General features: G+C 74.9%; 13 protein-coding genes. 3 read left to right on the top strand and 10 right to left on the bottom strand.

Annotated features, from left to right (window positions below; translation table 11 throughout):
* Nucleotides 1-10: 10 nt before the first annotated feature.
* Nucleotides 11-1,549 carry a 3-hydroxyacyl-CoA dehydrogenase gene (locus ACF08W_RS21625; RefSeq protein ID WP_392280215.1) on the bottom strand — a complete coding sequence of 513 codons (1,539 nt, stop codon included), beginning with the start codon at nt 1,547-1,549 and terminating at the stop codon, nt 11-13.
* A gap of 241 nt (nt 1,550-1,790) precedes the next feature.
* On the opposite strand from ACF08W_RS21625, the gene ACF08W_RS21620 reads away from it, so the two are divergent.
* Entirely contained in the window at nt 1,791-3,020 is a 1,230-nt protein-coding gene (locus ACF08W_RS21620; protein ID WP_392280214.1) for an acetyl-CoA C-acetyltransferase, read from the top strand.
* Nucleotides 3,021-3,153: 133 nt separating this feature from the next.
* On the opposite strand, the gene ACF08W_RS21615 is transcribed toward ACF08W_RS21620, so the two are convergent.
* The 5 genes from ACF08W_RS21615 to ACF08W_RS21595 form a co-directional block, all read right to left on the bottom strand.
* Complete coding sequence (locus tag ACF08W_RS21615; protein WP_392280244.1) at nt 3,154-3,759, bottom strand: N-acetylmannosamine-6-phosphate 2-epimerase; 606 nt, start codon at nt 3,757-3,759, stop codon at nt 3,154-3,156.
* Between the two features lie 155 nt (nt 3,760-3,914).
* The gene (locus ACF08W_RS21610) at nt 3,915-4,877 is read right to left on the bottom strand and encodes an ROK family protein (protein WP_392280213.1); all 963 of its coding nucleotides are present in this window, start codon (nt 4,875-4,877) and stop codon (nt 3,915-3,917) included.
* Between the two features lie 361 nt (nt 4,878-5,238).
* Entirely contained in the window at nt 5,239-6,522 is a 1,284-nt protein-coding gene (locus tag ACF08W_RS21605) for an MFS transporter (RefSeq protein ID WP_392280212.1), read from the bottom strand.
* Complete coding sequence (locus ACF08W_RS21600; protein WP_392280211.1) at nt 6,519-7,052, bottom strand: ArsR/SmtB family transcription factor; 534 nt, start codon at nt 7,050-7,052, stop codon at nt 6,519-6,521. The genes ACF08W_RS21605 and ACF08W_RS21600 overlap by 4 nt, the downstream gene beginning before the upstream one ends.
* A 360-nt stretch (nt 7,053-7,412) precedes the next feature.
* Nucleotides 7,413-8,003, bottom strand: coding sequence for a TetR/AcrR family transcriptional regulator (locus ACF08W_RS21595; RefSeq protein ID WP_352272965.1), 591 nt, complete (start codon nt 8,001-8,003; stop codon nt 7,413-7,415).
* Nucleotides 8,004-8,117: 114 nt separating this feature from the next.
* On the opposite strand from ACF08W_RS21595, the gene ACF08W_RS21590 reads away from it, so the two are divergent.
* A complete protein-coding gene (locus ACF08W_RS21590; protein WP_385206132.1) occupies nt 8,118-9,242 on the top strand; it encodes an ABC transporter permease in 1,125 nt (374 codons plus the stop codon).
* A complete protein-coding gene (locus tag ACF08W_RS21585; RefSeq protein ID WP_385206137.1) occupies nt 9,239-9,910 on the top strand; it encodes an ABC transporter ATP-binding protein in 672 nt (223 codons plus the stop codon). The genes ACF08W_RS21590 and ACF08W_RS21585 overlap by 4 nt, the downstream gene beginning before the upstream one ends.
* Before the next feature lie 31 nt (nt 9,911-9,941).
* Here the strand turns inward: ACF08W_RS21585 and ACF08W_RS21580 are convergent, their stop codons facing one another.
* The 4 genes from ACF08W_RS21580 to ACF08W_RS21565 all read right to left on the bottom strand — a co-directional run bounded on the left by ACF08W_RS21580 (nt 9,942) and on the right by ACF08W_RS21565 (nt 14,648).
* The gene (locus ACF08W_RS21580; protein ID WP_392280210.1) at nt 9,942-11,114 is read right to left on the bottom strand and encodes an FAD-dependent monooxygenase; all 1,173 of its coding nucleotides are present in this window, start codon (nt 11,112-11,114) and stop codon (nt 9,942-9,944) included.
* Nucleotides 11,115-11,197: 83 nt separating this feature from the next.
* Nucleotides 11,198-12,640, bottom strand: a complete 1,443-nt coding sequence (locus ACF08W_RS21575) for an exo-alpha-sialidase (protein WP_392280209.1) — start codon at nt 12,638-12,640, stop codon at nt 11,198-11,200.
* 74 nt (nt 12,641-12,714) lie between these two features.
* The gene (locus ACF08W_RS21570) at nt 12,715-13,722 is read right to left on the bottom strand and encodes an acetylxylan esterase (protein WP_385206145.1); all 1,008 of its coding nucleotides are present in this window, start codon (nt 13,720-13,722) and stop codon (nt 12,715-12,717) included.
* A gap of 206 nt (nt 13,723-13,928) precedes the next feature.
* Complete coding sequence (locus tag ACF08W_RS21565; RefSeq protein WP_352272959.1) at nt 13,929-14,648, bottom strand: FCD domain-containing protein; 720 nt, start codon at nt 14,646-14,648, stop codon at nt 13,929-13,931.
* Between the last annotated feature and the right edge of the window lie 147 nt (nt 14,649-14,795).

Raw genomic sequence — 14,795 nt, 5'->3', positions numbered from 1 at the left:
TCCGGCCCGGTCAGCAGTCGGCGGGGGAGGTACCCGGGTCCGTCAGGGCGAGACCGAGCTGGGCGCGCTCGGTGACCCAGCGGCTCGGGCGGTGGCGCGGGTCGCCCGTCGTCCGGTGCAGCGCCCGGTGCAGCGCCAGCATCCGGTCCGCGCCGATCCGCTCGCCCCAGGCCAGCGGCCCGTACGGGTAGCCGAGCCCCGCGGTGACCGCCAGATCGATGTCGCCCGGGGCGGCGATGGAACGCTCCGCGATCCCGGCCGCGACCGACACCACCGAGGCGAGCAGCCGCTGCGCCACCGAGCCAGCCGTGTCCCGCACCACCGACACCGCCCAGGGCTCCTCGCCCGCCGCCGCCCGGGCCAGGACCGCGCGGGCGTCGCGCGCGGCGGCCGGATCCGCCGCCGGGGTCACCGCCAGCACCCGGCGCCGCCCGGCCGCGGGCAGCGGGTCGACCCCGAAGGCGCGTCCGGCGGGCAGCCCGTCGGCGGCCACCGCCGAGGCCACCGACGTCCCCCACACCGGGACCAGCACCACAGCCGCCTCCGACGGCCCGTCACCGGACTCCACCGTGGCGCCCGCTGCGGCCAGCGCCGCCCGCAGCGCCGCCGCGTCCCGGTCCTGGCCCTCGGGGGCGTGCACGAACACCGGGCGGTCCGGGTCGCCGGTGACGGGTGGTTCCGGCGCGGGGGCGGGGGCGTCGGGGCCGTACGCGTACCAGCCGCGCCCGGTCTTGCGGCCGTGCAGACCGGCCGTCACCCGGTTCGGGGTGAGGTAGGAGGGGCGGAGCCGGTCCGCGTGGCGGAAGCCCTGCCAGATCGAGTCGATCACCGCGGCCGTCACGTCCAGCCCGGTGAGGTCCATCAGTTCGAACGGGCCCATCCGCAGCCCCAGCACGTCACGGGCGATCCGGTCGATGTCCGCCGGTTCGCCGACGGTCTCCTCCAGCAGCGCCAGCGCCTCCGTCACCAGCCCGCGCCCGGCGTGGTTGACCAGGAAGCCGGGGGTGTCCGCGACGGTGACCGCGCGGTGGCCGCACCCCTCGACGAACGCGGTCAGGGCGGGCGGGATCTCCGGGCGGGTGGCCGCGCCGGGCACGATCTCGACGATCCGCATCAGCGGCACCGGGTTGAAGAAGTGCAGCCCGGCCAGGCGCGTCGGGTCCTTCAGCGCCGAGGCGATCGTGGTGACCGACAGGGAGGAGGTGTTGGTCGCGAAGACGGCCGCCTCCGGCAGCGCCCGCTCCAGCCGGCCGAAGACCTCGGCCTTGGTCGCGAGGTCCTCCCGCACCGCCTCCACGACCAGCTCGACCTCCGGCCCGGCGGCCCACGGGTCGTCGAGCGGAACCAGCCGCTCCAGGGCGGCGTCCCGGTCCGCGCCCGACATCCGGCCCTTGGCCACGGCCCGCTCCAGCATGGACCGTACGAAGTCCACGGCGGCCGTCACGGCCTCGGCGCGCACGTCGCCCAGCTCGACGGTGTGTCCGGCGGTCGCCGCCCACTGGGCGATGCCGCGGCCCATGGCCCCGGCGCCGACGATCCTGATACGCATGGCGGTTGCGGTCCTCTCGGGGTGTCACATGTGATCGGTCTCAGCGAAGATAGACGGGATGCGGGCCCATGTCTGCGGGCGTCGGCCGGAGTTCGGCCGCCGCGCGGACCCATGGGCCCGTCCGGCCGCCGGGCGCGGGGGCGCTCCGGAAGCGGTGCCGTCCGTCCGCCGGGCGGCCGGGGCTTCCGGGCCGCGCCCCGGGGCCGGCGGCATCCGCCCGTCCGTCCCGAAAGGCCACACCGTGCCCGACCACCAGCCCGACGTCGTCATCTGCGAGCCCCTGCGTACGCCCATCGGCCGGTTCGGCGGGGTCTTCGCCGGGCAGACCCCGGCCGTCCTCGCCGCGCGGGTCGTCGCCGAGGTGGTGGCCCGTACCGGGATCGCGCCCGACGCCGTCGACGAGGTGATCCTCGGTCACTCCTACCCGTCCGCCGAGGCCCCCGCCATCGGCCGGGTCGCCGCGCTGGACGCCGGGCTGCCCCAGACGGTCACCGGATCGCAGGTCGACCGCCGCTGCGGCTCCGGCCTCCAGGCGGTGCTGGACGCGGCGATGCAGATCCGGGCCGGTTTCAGCGAGGTCGTCGTCGCGGGCGGCGTCGACGTGATGAGCGCCGCCCCGTACTACACCCATGACGGCCGCTGGGGCATCAAGGGCCCCGGCCTCCAGCTCCACGACGCGCTGGCCCGGGGCCGGGTCACCGCGGGCGGCCTCCACCACCCCGTCCCCGGCGGCATGATCGAGACCGCCGAGAACCTGCGGCGGGCGTACGACATCGGCCGGGCCGAGCAGGACGCCCTCGCCCTGCGCTCCCAGCAGCGGGCCGCCCGCGCCGCCGCCGAGGGGCGGTACGACGCGGAGATCGTCCCGGTCACCGTACGGAACCGCAAGGGCGAGACCGTCGTCACCACCGACGAGCACCCCCGCCCCGACACCACCGCGGAGCAGTTGGCCGCGCTCCGCCCGGTGATGTCGAAGTCGGACCCGGAGGCGACGGTCACCGCGGGCAACGCCAGCGGGCAGAACGACGCGGCCGCCGCCTGCCTGGTGACCAGCGCGGCCACCGCCGAGCGGCTCGGCCTGACCCCGCTGGTCCGGCTGGTCTCCTTCGCCCGCGCCGGGGTGCCCGCGGCGACGATGGGGCTCGGCCCCGTACCGGCGACCCGCACCGCCCTGGAGCGGGCCGGGCTCACCCTGGCCGACCTCGACCTGATCGAGCTGAACGAGGCGTTCGCCGCCCAGGTCCTGGCCTGCACCCGGGAACTGGGCCTCGGCGAGAAGGACCACGAGCAGCGGATCAACGTCAACGGCTCCGGGATCTCCCTCGGCCACCCGGTCGGCGCGACCGGTGCCCGGATCCTCGCCACGCTCACCCGCGAACTGCACCGCCGCGAGGCCCGGTACGGCCTGGAGACCATGTGCATCGGCGGCGGCCAGGGCCTCGCCGCGGTCTTCGAGCGGATCGCCGGCTGAGAGCCGGGCCCGGCCCGCCGCTCGGCCCGAGCGACGGCCGGGGCCCTGGCCGCGGCCGGGCCCCGGCAGCCTTGGGCGGGCTCCGGTGGGCTCAGGTCCGGGTGATCCCGGCTCAGGTCCGGGCCGTCCCGGCTCAGGTCCGGGTGATCCCGGCGACGAAGCGGGCGGTCAGGGCGGTGGGGGCGGTGATGGCGGTCCCGACGACCACGCTGTGGGCACCGCGCGCCAGGGCCTCGGCGGCCTCCTCGGGGGTGTTGATCCGGCCCTCGGCCACCACCGGGACGGTGATCGCGGCGGCCAGCGCGGAGACCAGGTCGAGGTCGGGGCCGGGCTGCCGGGGGCTGCCGGGCACGTAACCGGAGAGCGTGGTGGAGACGTAGTCGGCGCCCTGCTTGGCGGCCGCGATCCCCTCGTCGAGCGTGGCGACGTCGGCCATCACCAGCGCGCCCGCCCCGTGCACCGCCGCGACCAGCTCGGCGAAGGTGGAGCCGTCCGGGCGGGGCCGGTCGGTGGCGTCGGCGGCGACGATCCGCGCCCCGGCCTCCGCGACGGCCAGGGCGTGCCGGACGCTCGGGGTGATGTAGACGCCGACGTCGCCGTCCTTCCACAGCCCGATCACCGGAAGGTCTACGGCCGCGGTGATGGCGGCGACCACCTCCGGCTCGTTGGCGCGGATCGCGGCGCCGCCCCCGGCGACGGCCGACCGGGCGAGCCGGACGAGGGTGGCGGTGTCGCGCATCGGGTCGCCGGGCGGGGCCTGGCAGGAGACGATCAGCCTGCCCCGGAGGACGTCGGCCAACTCCCCGGCGGACGGGCCCGACTTCCGGGCGGTCGGGGTCGGCGCCTGAACGGTCGTGGTCGGTTCCTGAGCGGTCGTGGTCGGTTCCTGGGCGGTCATCGCGGGGCTCCCGGGTGGTGGAGGGGCAGGGTGGTGGTGAGGGCGGCGGCGCCGAGCACGGCCGCGTCGGAGCCGAGGAGGGGCGCCCGGGGCAGCAGTCCGCGCAGCGGCCCCATCAGCTCCGCGGTGAACGCGGCGGCCAGCGCGTCCCCGTAGAGCGGGCCGATCCGGGAGACGCCGCCGCCGACGACGACCCGGTCCGGCCCCAGCGCGTTGGCGAGGCCGCCGAGCAGCCGGCCGGTGGCGGCGGCGCCGGTGGTGATGGCGCGGACGGCGGCCGTCTCGCCCCGCCCGGCGCGGGCGGCGACGGTCTCCAGCCGGTCCACCGGCGCGCCGGTCAGCCGCTCGTAGTGGGCGGCGATGCCGGGACCGGAGGCGATGACCTCCAGATGGCCGGTGGCACCGCAGGTGCAGGGCAGCCCGGCCGCCTCGGGGCTGGGGAGATGGCCGAGATGACCGGCCAGCCCGGCCGATCCGTGCAGCATCCGCCCGTCGACGGCGACCGCGCCGCCGACGCCGGTGCCGACCGCGAGGAAGAGCAGCGATCCGTGCGCGTACCCGGGCTCGGCGGTCAGCGCCGCCAGCTCCGGACCGGCCGTGGCGCGTACGTCGTTGTCGCAGGCCACCGGGGTTCCGGTGCGGTCGGCGAGGCCCGCGCCCAGAGCGGTCCCGGCCCAGCCGCCGATGGAGTCGGTGGCGCTGGTGACCAGGCCGGTACGGGGGTCGATCACCCCGGCCGCCGCGACGCCGATCGCCGTGGCCCGGCGCTCCGGGTCGACGGCCGCGGCCGCCCCGGCGAGAGCGTCCAGCACGGCGGGCGCGCCGTCCCGGGCCGGGGTGGGGCGGGTGTGCCGGACCAGGACCGTGTCGTCCGGCCCGACGAGCGCGGCGGCGATCTTCGTACCGCCGAGGTCGAGGCCGATCACCGGGGCCTTGCCCCGCGCGGCGGGCCCGCTCATCGGACCGGCGGCGGGCAGACGGCGGACCCGGCACCGCGTCGGCCGGGCGGGGCGCCGACCGGCGGGACGACACCGGGCGGCGGTGCGGTCAGGGACATCGTGAGGCTCCAGCCCGGTCGGTGCGCCGATCCGTGGCCCGGGCCGACTGAGCGGATCGAGACATGAGACGTAAGATGTCTTATGTCTCGCACACCTTAGACGGATGGACGTGCGGGCGGTCAAGGGGGCCGGGGTGTTCGCCCCGCCCCGGCCCCGGGCGCCGCAGGGGCCGCCTCCGGGACTGACGGCCGGCACCCCGGCCGCTGCGGCGCGCCTCACGGGCCTGGTGCCCGACTTTGCCGGGGTGCCTTCGCGGCGGGTCTCACGGCGCGTCGGGCGCGGTCTCCCGATGGGCGGGGGCCTGGGTTCGGTGATCCGGGGTGGCGGCCCGCAGCGCTGCTTCGACCCGGCGGTTGCTGGTCATGGTCGCCGTGGCGGCCGTCATCGCCAGGAGGAGGCCGGCGGCGGCGTAGAGCGGGGTGCGGATGTCGTACGCGGTGGCGAGCCAGCCGCCGGCGAAGGCCCCGACGGGGGCGGCGCACATGGCCAGCATGCGGGAGGTGGAGGCGACCCGGCCCATGAGGTGGGCCGGGACGATCGCCTGCCGGAGGGACGGCCCGAGCACCATCGTGGCGCCCATGCCGGCCCCGCAGACGGCGAGCGCCAGCCCGGCCGCGTACGGGTTCGGGGCGGCGGCCAGGCCCAGGACGGCAAGCCCTTCGACTGCGGCCGTGCAGGTCAGTGCGGTGCCGGTGCCGAGACGTCGGCCGAGGTGGGAGGCGACGGCCGCACCGATCAGACCGCCGGTGGCCTCCGCCGTGAGGAGCAGGCCGAAGCCGTAGGTGTCGATGCCGAGGCGGTCGTGCGCGAAGAGCGCGAGTACGGTCTCCACGGCGAGGAAGGCGATGTTGCCGACCGCCGGGCGGAGCGCGAGCCCGAGCAGCAGCCGGTCCCGGAAGACGTACGATGCCCCGGCCCGTGCCTGTCGGAGCAGCGGTTCACGGGCCTCCGGCTCGGGGCGGGGCACGGTGGGCAGCGTGCGGACGAGCAACGCGGAGAGCAGGAACGACACCGCGTCGGCGAGCAGTGGAACCGCCCGCCCGAGCGTGAGCAGTGTGCTGCCCGCGGGTGGCCCGACGAAGCCGGACATGGCGGTCTGGGCGCCGCGCAGACGGGAGTTGGCGCGCTCCAGTAGTACGGGGTCACGGTGGAGCAGATCCGGCAGGAAGGCCGTGGCGGCCGTGTCGAAGAAGAGCCCGCCGAGGCCGAGCAGGAAGGCGGTGGCCGCGAGCAGCGGGATGCTCAGCACGTCGAGCGCCGCCGCCGACGCTGGTACCGCGAGCAGCGCCGCACGCGCCGCGTCCGCGACCCACATCGTGCGCCGGCGGTCCCAGCGGTCCACCAGTGCACCGCCGAGCACCCCGAAGAGCAGCCACGGCAGCGTCCCCGCGGCCGTGACGACGGCGAGCGCCATCGGGTCCCGCGTCAAGGTCAACGCGATCAGCGGCAGCGCCGCCTGGGTCACCCCGTCACCGAGCGAGGAGACCGTCTGAGCGGTCCACAGCCGTCCGAAGCCGGTCGGTAACTTCCTTGCTCCTGTTTTCACTTGCCCTTCCCTTCGGTGCGCGGCGCCGGGTGGAACAGCGCGAAGACGAGTGACGTGTCCGGCAGGGACGGATCGGACAGCTTCCGGTACTCGTCGGCCAGGGCCTCCAGGCGCGCCCCCAGCTGTGCGAACTGCTCGTCGGTGAGCCGGAGATGCGCCAATCGCACGTGCCGCTCGTCGTCCGCCGGTGCCGCCTCCAGGTCCGCCACCGCGTGGCGCATCAGCACGTCCGGGCCTCCCTCGCCCGGATCCGGCAGCACGATCGACCGTGCGGCCATCGCGTAGTACCGCTCGGTGACGCCCCGCACCTTGCGCGTCCGCACCACCTTCACCAGGCCGGCCCGCTCCAGCAGCCGGACGTGATAGCTGGAGCTCCCTTTCGCGAGGCCCACCCGCTCGGCGATCTGAGTGATCGTCGCCGGCTCGAAGCGGAGCACGGCCATGATCCGGTGGCGTGTGAGGTTGGAGACGGCGCGCAACTGCTCGTCCGTGGTGACGTGAAGCGTCTCGGGAAGGTCGTCCGTAGGCATGCGAGCAATGGTCAACGACTCTTGACCATTGCGCAAGGGGTTTCGCGTGGCGGGGTCGCCCGACTCCGTGAGCAGGGAGCCGACGTCATCGCTCCGCGAGCATCGGGACGCCTTGCCGCCGCCGGGAAAGGTGTCCGCGGCCTCCCGCCCGGTCCCCGGTCCGTTCCTTCGTCCCGACCGCCGGGCGCTCTCCGTGGGTCGGACCCCGGGCCCGCGCGAACCGCGCGGCGGTGCCGTTTCTGTTCTGCCGACCGGAGTGTCCGCGGGGCGGGCACACCCGGGCGAGGCCGGTCCCGTCGGCGTTCGCCGAGCCGTGCCTGCCCGCGCCCGGGGGCCGCGCGGTACCGGGGGAGTGCTGCGCTACGGCGTCGGCGCGGAGCCGGTGATCGAGGTGACGGCCATCCGGACCGCGCGGTCCGTGACCGCCTCGGGGTCGTCGCCGCCCTCGATCGCCGTGGTGGCGGCGTTGACGATGCCCTGGAGGAGCAGTGCGGTGCGCCTCGGGTCCGGTTCGCCCAGCACGGTCAGGGCCTCGGTCAGCGGGGTCAGCAGCTCCCGGTGGGCGTGGGCCGCGCTCTCCCGTACCACCGTCGCGTCCCGGACCCCGGCCAGCGCCGCCGCGATCCGGTGCTCGCCCCGGCGCACCAGGTCGAGCTGGCACGACACGTACGCGGCGATCTTCTCCTCGGGGGTGGTGGCCGCCGCCATGCCCTCCCGGATGGCGTCCGTCCAGCGCGGCATCGCGTCCTCGACGACGGCGGCGAGCAGCTCGGGGCGGCCGGGGAAGTACTTGTACACGCTGTTGCGGGCGAGGCCGGTGGCCCGGGCGACCGCGGTGAACGTCACGGCCGCCGCGTCCCCGCCCTCCAGCAGCTCGCGCGCGGCCCGCACCAGGGCCAGCCGCTGCTGGGCGTGGTGCTCGGCGACCGTGGCGGCCTGGATCCGGGGCATCGGCACAGTCTAGAAGCTTTGGCCGTTTCCGACCCCCACTTGGGGACGCCGCGTCCCCATCATCTATCTTGGCGACGCACTGTCCCTAACATCGATCCATCGAAGGGAACCGCCGTGTTCCTCGCACTGCTGGAGCTGCGCGCCGCCCGGGGGCGCTTTCTGCTCATGGGATCCGTCGTGGTGCTCGTCGCCGCACTCGTCGGGATCGTCTCCGGCTTCACCACCGGCCTCGGCGACGACACCATCTCCGCGCTGCGCCGCCTCCCGGCCGCGCAGCTCGTCTTCTCCTCGGACGCCCGCTCCGACCAGTTCGCCCGCAGCCTCCTCGACGAGAAGACCGCCGCCGCCTGGCGCGCGGACGCGGGCACCGAAACGGCCCCGCTGGGCGTCTCCATCACCCGGGGCACCACGGACCGGGGCGCCGAGGTCGACCTCGCCGCGTTCGGCGTCGAGCCCGGCTCCTTCCTCGCCCCCTCCGTCACCGAGGGGCACGGCCTCGCGAACGCCCCGCAGGACAGCATCGTGATGTCCGCCAAACTCGCCGACGAGGGCGTACGCGTCGGCGACACCCTGGTCATCGACCGGCTCGGCATCGAACTGCGCGTCGTCGGACTCACCGAACGCTCCAGCTACGGCCACGTACCCGTCGCCTACGTACCGCTGAAGACCTGGCAGCGCATCCGCTTCAGCACCCCCGGCGCCCCCGCCGCAGCGGCCACCGCGATCCCCGACCAGTTCAGCGCCCTCGCCCTGCGCACCGCACCCGCCGACACCACGGTCACCGCCCTCGACAAGCGCCACTCCACCACCACCCTCACCAAGGAGAAGGCGTACGAGGCGGCCCCCGGCTACACCGGCGAGCGCGTCACCATGACCTCGATCCAGGTCTTCCTCTACCTGATCGCCCCGCTCGTCGTCGGTGCCTTCTTCGCGGTGTGGACGGTCCAGCGCCAGCCCGAGCTCGCCCTGCTGCGCGCCATGGGCGCCTCCCGCCGCCGGCTGCTGGCCCACACGGTGATCCAGGCCGCGCTGGTCGTCGTCCTCGGCACCGTGGCGGGCGCCGTGCTCGCCGGAGCCGTCGGACTGCTGGTCGGTGAGCAGGTGCCCTTCAGCCTGCCCGCCGGCACCCTCGTCGCCACCATGTGCACCGTCGCGGCCGTCGGCCTCGCGGGCACCGCCCTGACCCTGCGCCGGGTCACCCACGCCGACCCGCTGACCATGCTGGGAGCCAACCGATGAGCCTCGAACTGTCCGGCGTCACCGTCGCCTTCGGCGGCGCCGACGCCCGTACCACCGTCCTCGACGGCCTCGACGTCACCTTCGAGGCGGGCCGGATGACGGCGCTCGTCGGGCCCTCCGGCTCCGGCAAGTCCACCCTGCTCGCCGTCGCGGGCGCCCTGCTGCGGCCCACCGCAGGGCAGGTCCTGCTGGACGGCGACGACCTCGCCGCGCTCTCCGACGCCCGCCGGGCCGCGGCGCGCCGGGAGCGGATCGGCTACATGTTCCAGAGCGGCAACCTGCTCTCCGGGCTGACCGCCACCGACCAGCTCCTCGCCGCCGTGTACATCGGCGGCGGCCGCCCCCGCGCCCAGCGCTCCCGCGCCGAGGAGGCCCTCACCCGGGTCGGGCTCGGCCACCGGCTGCGCCACCGCCCCGAACAGCTCTCCGGTGGCGAGCGCCAGCGCGTCGCCCTGGCCCGCGCGCTCTTCCTCTCCCCGAAGCTGCTGCTGATCGACGAGCCGACGGCGGCCGTCGACCGCTCCCAGGCCGGCGATCTGGCCGGACTGCTGGCCGAACGGACCCACCAGGACGACTGCGTCACGGTCGTGGCCACCCATGACCCGGCCGTGGCGGAGGCCGCCGACCGGGTCGTGGACATGGCCGCGCTGACCGCCGCGGGGGTCTGAGCGCCCCGGGGCGTGTCCGGTGGATCAGGTATCAGGGCCGGTGGACGCTGCCGTAGAGATAGCTGCGGTCGCCGCCGAGCGCGGCCCGGCTCCACGCCTCCACCTCGGCCGGCCCCATCGTGGCCCAGTCGGGGGTGTGCTCCACCAGATCGCGCCCCAGCCGCCGCCCCAGCTCCACCAGCCGGGTCCCCTCGGCGGTGCGCTCGTCGGCGTACCGGCCCAGCGCGTCGGCCACCGAGGAGGTGTCCCGCAGGGCGCGTTCCAGGCAGAGCGCGTCCTGCAGGGCCTTGACCGCACCGCTGGCGGTGTGCGGCCGGGTCACGCCCGCCGCGTCGCCCGCCAGCAGGAACGGCGGCTCGGCGACCCGGGGTGCCATGAGGTCGGCGACCGGGTGGTGGGCCCGGGCGCCGGGCGCGGCCCGCACCACGACCTCGGCCCACTCCGCCGGGAAGTGCTCGACAGCCAGCTCTCCCACGTACGCCTCCGGATCGGCCCCCTGCGGGGCGGTTCCGTAGACGACGTGCGCCAGCAGCCGCGACCCCGGCACCGGGCCCGGGATCGCGTAGAAGACGGCGTGCCCGCCGGGGAACCCCAGCGTCACCCACGCGTTCCGCAGCAGCCCCAGCGGACCCGTGAGGTCGCCGAGCACGTCCAGCGGGACCGTGCCCCGCCAGGCCAGATAGCCGGCGGGCACCGGCCGGACGTCCGGGGCCATCCGCTCCCGGGTGACGGAGCGGAACCCGTCCGCCCCCACCACGATGTCGTACTCCCGCTCCCCGTCCCCGGTACGGATCAGACCGCGCCCCGAGGCCGTCCGCGCCACCGACTCCACCGGCAGCCCCCGCCGGTACACCCCCGCCCGGACCCGCTCGTGCAACGCCCGCCACAGCAGACCCCAGTTGCACGCGGCCACCGGGGCCGTCTGGCGTGCCAGCTCGCGCGTCGACCGCCCGCCCGGGGCCCGGGTGAGCCAGACCCGGGATTCGACCGGCACCGTCTCCATGTCCGCGCCCAGATAGCCGTTGGCCACCAGCTCATGGTGGAGCGGGGGCGGCATGGCGATGCCGAAGCCCCGCTCCTGGAGGGCGCCGTCGCTGCGTTCGTGGACGGTGACCTCCGCCCCGGCCCGTACCGCCGCGATCGCCATGGCGCAGCCGGCGATGCTGCCGCCGACCACACCGATGCGTAAACCCGTCACCGTCACCGGTCCACCGTCCGTCCCGAGGTCTTCGACGCTCCGTCCGGTTCATCGTCGCACCGCCGGGGCGGACGGGGGCCGGAGCGTGGTCACGGAGTGACGGTCACCGTCCCGCCGCCGGACGCCTGGAGCCCCATCGTCCGGTACGTCGCGGTGAGCGCGGCGCTTCCCGAGGCCCCGGCCGCGACGGTGACCGGCACCTTGATGTTGGCGCCCTGGCCGGGGTCGAGCGCCGGGACGGCGCGCTGCTGGGCCGTCCAGCCCGCCGGCACGGTCAGGTCGACGGTGCCGGCGGCGCGGCGCACGTCCATCCGGTTGACCACCCGGACCGTCACCTCGGCGGTGGTACCGGCCTTCAGGGTGGCGGGCGGGGTGACCGTGATGTCGGCGCAGGTGCCGCCGAGCCACTTCAGGTCGAAGGAGGAGTAGGTGAGGTGCGTGTAGTCGGCCCGCTCGTAGAGCAGCCCGAGCCGTCCGCCGGGCAGCCGGGTCAGTGTCGAGTAGGCGGCGGAACCAGGGTCGACGACCTTGCGGATCGGCCAGGTCCGGCCGTTGTCGCAGGACATCTTCACCGTGAGGTTGCGTCGCGCGGAGGCGTCCTCGGTGTTGCTGAACAGCAGCCACGAGGACTGCGGGTCGGACGGTGCGGCATCGGGGTTGTACCGCATCACCGAGGCGTTGTTGGCCGGGTCGGTCAGGCGGGTGTCCTGGACGAACGGGGTGTAGGTGACCCCGCCGTCGGAGGAGTACGCCACGGTCCGGTACGGCTTGGAGCGGTTGTTGAGCATGATCCGGCCGTCGGACAGCTCGACCGTCTTGTTCTCGTCGCCGCCGGGGCCGACCGGGGTGCCCATCCGCCATGTCTCGCCGTGGTCGTCGCTGTAGGCGCTCGCCGCGTAGTTGGCGCCGTTGACGCGGACGGCGTACTGCTGGATCAGCCGCCCCTTGTACGCGCCGTGCCGCAGCTGGATGCCCTCGCCGGAGGCCGCGAACATGCCCGCCCAGGCGGGGTCCTTGATCTGCCGGGTGATCCGGCGGTGGGTCCAGGTCGCGCCGTCGTCGTCGGAGTAGCTGTAGTCGGCCTGGAGGACGTTCGGGTCGGACTCGTCGTTGCCGGTGGCCGAGCCGAAGAAGCCCTGGTTCACCGAGGCCGCGTAGAACAGGAAGATCCGGCCGGTGGTGCGGTCCACCAGCAGGCTCGGATCGCCGTAGCCCTTGGGCGCGGCGTCCCGGCGGACCACCTGCTGGGGCTGCCAGGTCACCCCGTTGTCGGTGCTGCGGCGGACCACGATCGAGATGTTGCCCGGCAGGTCGCCGAGGGTGGGGCGGGCGTCGTAGGCCGCGATCACGGTGCCCTTCACCGAGGTGGTGAGGGCCGGGATGCGGTAGTGCGGCGAGCCCACGCCGTCGACCGTCAGGTCCTGGGAGGTCAGTTCACCGGGGGCGGGGGAGGCGGCGTACGAGGTGCCGGTGGCCGTGACGGCCAGGAGCGCGGCGGCACCGAGCAGGGCGACGGAGGCTTTTCGCTGCATGGACGGTCTCTCTTCTCGGAAGGGGATGGTGCTTCTGGGAAGGGGGAAGGCAGGGCGCGGCGGCGCGGCCGGGGTCAGGAGCGGTCGGACCGCCCCGGCGCCGGGGCGGTGAACAGGTCACGCACCCACGCGAGTTGCTCCCGCTGCTGGTACGCGGCCCCGCCCTCGTGCCCGTTGAACGCGTAGACGCGTACGTCCTTGGCACCCGCGTAGTTGTGGTACGCGGCGAAGCAGGTGGAGGGCGGGCAGATGTCGTCCATCATCGCGATGGAGAACAGCGCGGGGGCGGTGGCGCGGGTGGCGTGCAGGGCGGCGTCGAAGTACGCCAGGGTGGCGAAGACCGCCCCGGCCCGGTCGCGGTGGAGCCGCAGGTACTCGGCGATCTCGGTGTACGGCGGGCGGCCGGTGATCTCCGCACCACGCCGGATGTCGCAGAGGAACGGCACGTCCGGCATCACCCCGGCCAGCCCCGGCACCAGCCCCGCCACCGCCAGGGCGATCCCGCCGCCCTGGCTGACCCCGGTCACCACGATCCGGTCCGGGTCGACCGAGGGATGCGCGCGCGCCGTCTCGACGCAGCGCACCGCGTCCGTGAACACCCGCCGGTAGTAGTACGTCTCCGGGCTCTCCACGCCCCGGGTGAGGAAGCCGGGCACGGTGCCGGCGGCGCCCGCGTCCGTGTCGGCGGTGGAGCCGCCCGCGGCCGACCAGCCCTGGCCGCGGGTGTCCATGATCAGGTGCGCGTACCCGGCGGCGGCCCAGACCAGGCTCTCGTGCGCCAGCCCCCGCCCCCGTCCGTACCCGAGGAACTCGACGACACAGCCGAGCCGCCCGGTCGCCCCGGCCGGCAGATGCAGCCAGCCGCGCACCGGCCGCCCGGCGAATCCGGGCAGGGTCACGTCGTACGTACGGATCTGGCTGAGCCCCGTGTCGACGGGCGTGAACACGGGCGGGGGAGCCGCCGCGGCGGCGGCGGACGCCTCGCCCAGGGTGTCCGACCAGAAGGCGTCGAAGCCGTCTGGAACGGGCAGTTCGGGCCGGTGGTCGAGGCATTCCGCGAGCGAGAGGTCCGTCAACGGCATGGGGGTGCCCTTCTGGGGTGGGCCGGGAGGTGAACGCCGGGGCGCAGGACGCGCGAACGCCGGAAGGCTAGACAGAAGACGTCAGATGTCCTGGTGGCACACGGACCCTAGGCAGCGTTCGCGGCGACCGTCAAGGGCCCCGCCCGCACCGTTCCCCGCCCGTCCGGTTCCCCGTCGGGCGGGGCCGGTCCCTCCTCGGGGCCCGGTCAGTTCCGGGCGCGCGCCTCGGAGATCCGGCGCCTGACCGGGGCGTAGTGCTCGCCCAGCGCCTTCAGGAAGCCGGTGATGTCCCCGGCCCGCGCGGCGTCCACGATGTTCTGGTGGGCCGCGATGGTCTCCATCTCGTCGGCGTGCGTGAACCCGTCGAGATGCGGCGCGACGATCGAGTACACGTCCCAGAAGGCCATCGAGAGCTGGCCGATCAGTTCGTTGCCGAGCGGGGCGACCAGGAGCGCGTGGAAGGCCCGGTCGGCCTCGACGAAGCCGTGCCCGTCCTGGACGCCGGTCTCGCGCATCGTGGAGACCAGGCCGTCCAGCCGGTCCAGCTGCTCCGTACTGAGCAGTGAGACGATCCGGTCGGCCATCCCGCGTTCGAAGAGCTCGCGTACGTCGACCAGGTCGGCCATCACCTGGAAGTCGTCGTCGGGGGAGAGCAGCCCGCGGAAGGTCAGGCTCTCCACCAGGGCCGAGAGGCTCAGCCGTCCGACGTACGTGCCGTGCCCGTGGCGCACCTCCACGATGTCCAGCGCGGCGAGGATCTTCACCGCCTCGCGGACGCTGGAGCGGCTCGCGCCCAGTGCCTCGCAGAGGGCCGGCTCGGCGGGCAGCGGGTCCCCGGGGCGGAGCCGTTCCTCCAGGATGTAGCGCTTGATGCCCTCGACGACCTCCTGCCTGAGCAGCTGTCGGCCGGGCTTCGCACCGGACATATGTGAACTCCCCACCCTCTTGACCCCTCTCGATTGCCCAGCTACGTTCCCACGTTATCAAGGCATCAGACATCTGACGTCTGATGCGCAGGGCTCGTCGGCCCCCGTGTTCCTGGGTGCCACGATGCGTTGACCAGTCGTTTTCCG

This window comes from Streptomyces sp. NPDC015144 (assembly GCF_043079735.1).
Lineage (GTDB): Bacteria > Actinomycetota > Actinomycetes > Streptomycetales > Streptomycetaceae > Streptomyces.
Note: the sequence above shows the minus strand (reverse complement) of the source record. Positions and strands in the feature narration are given on the sequence as shown.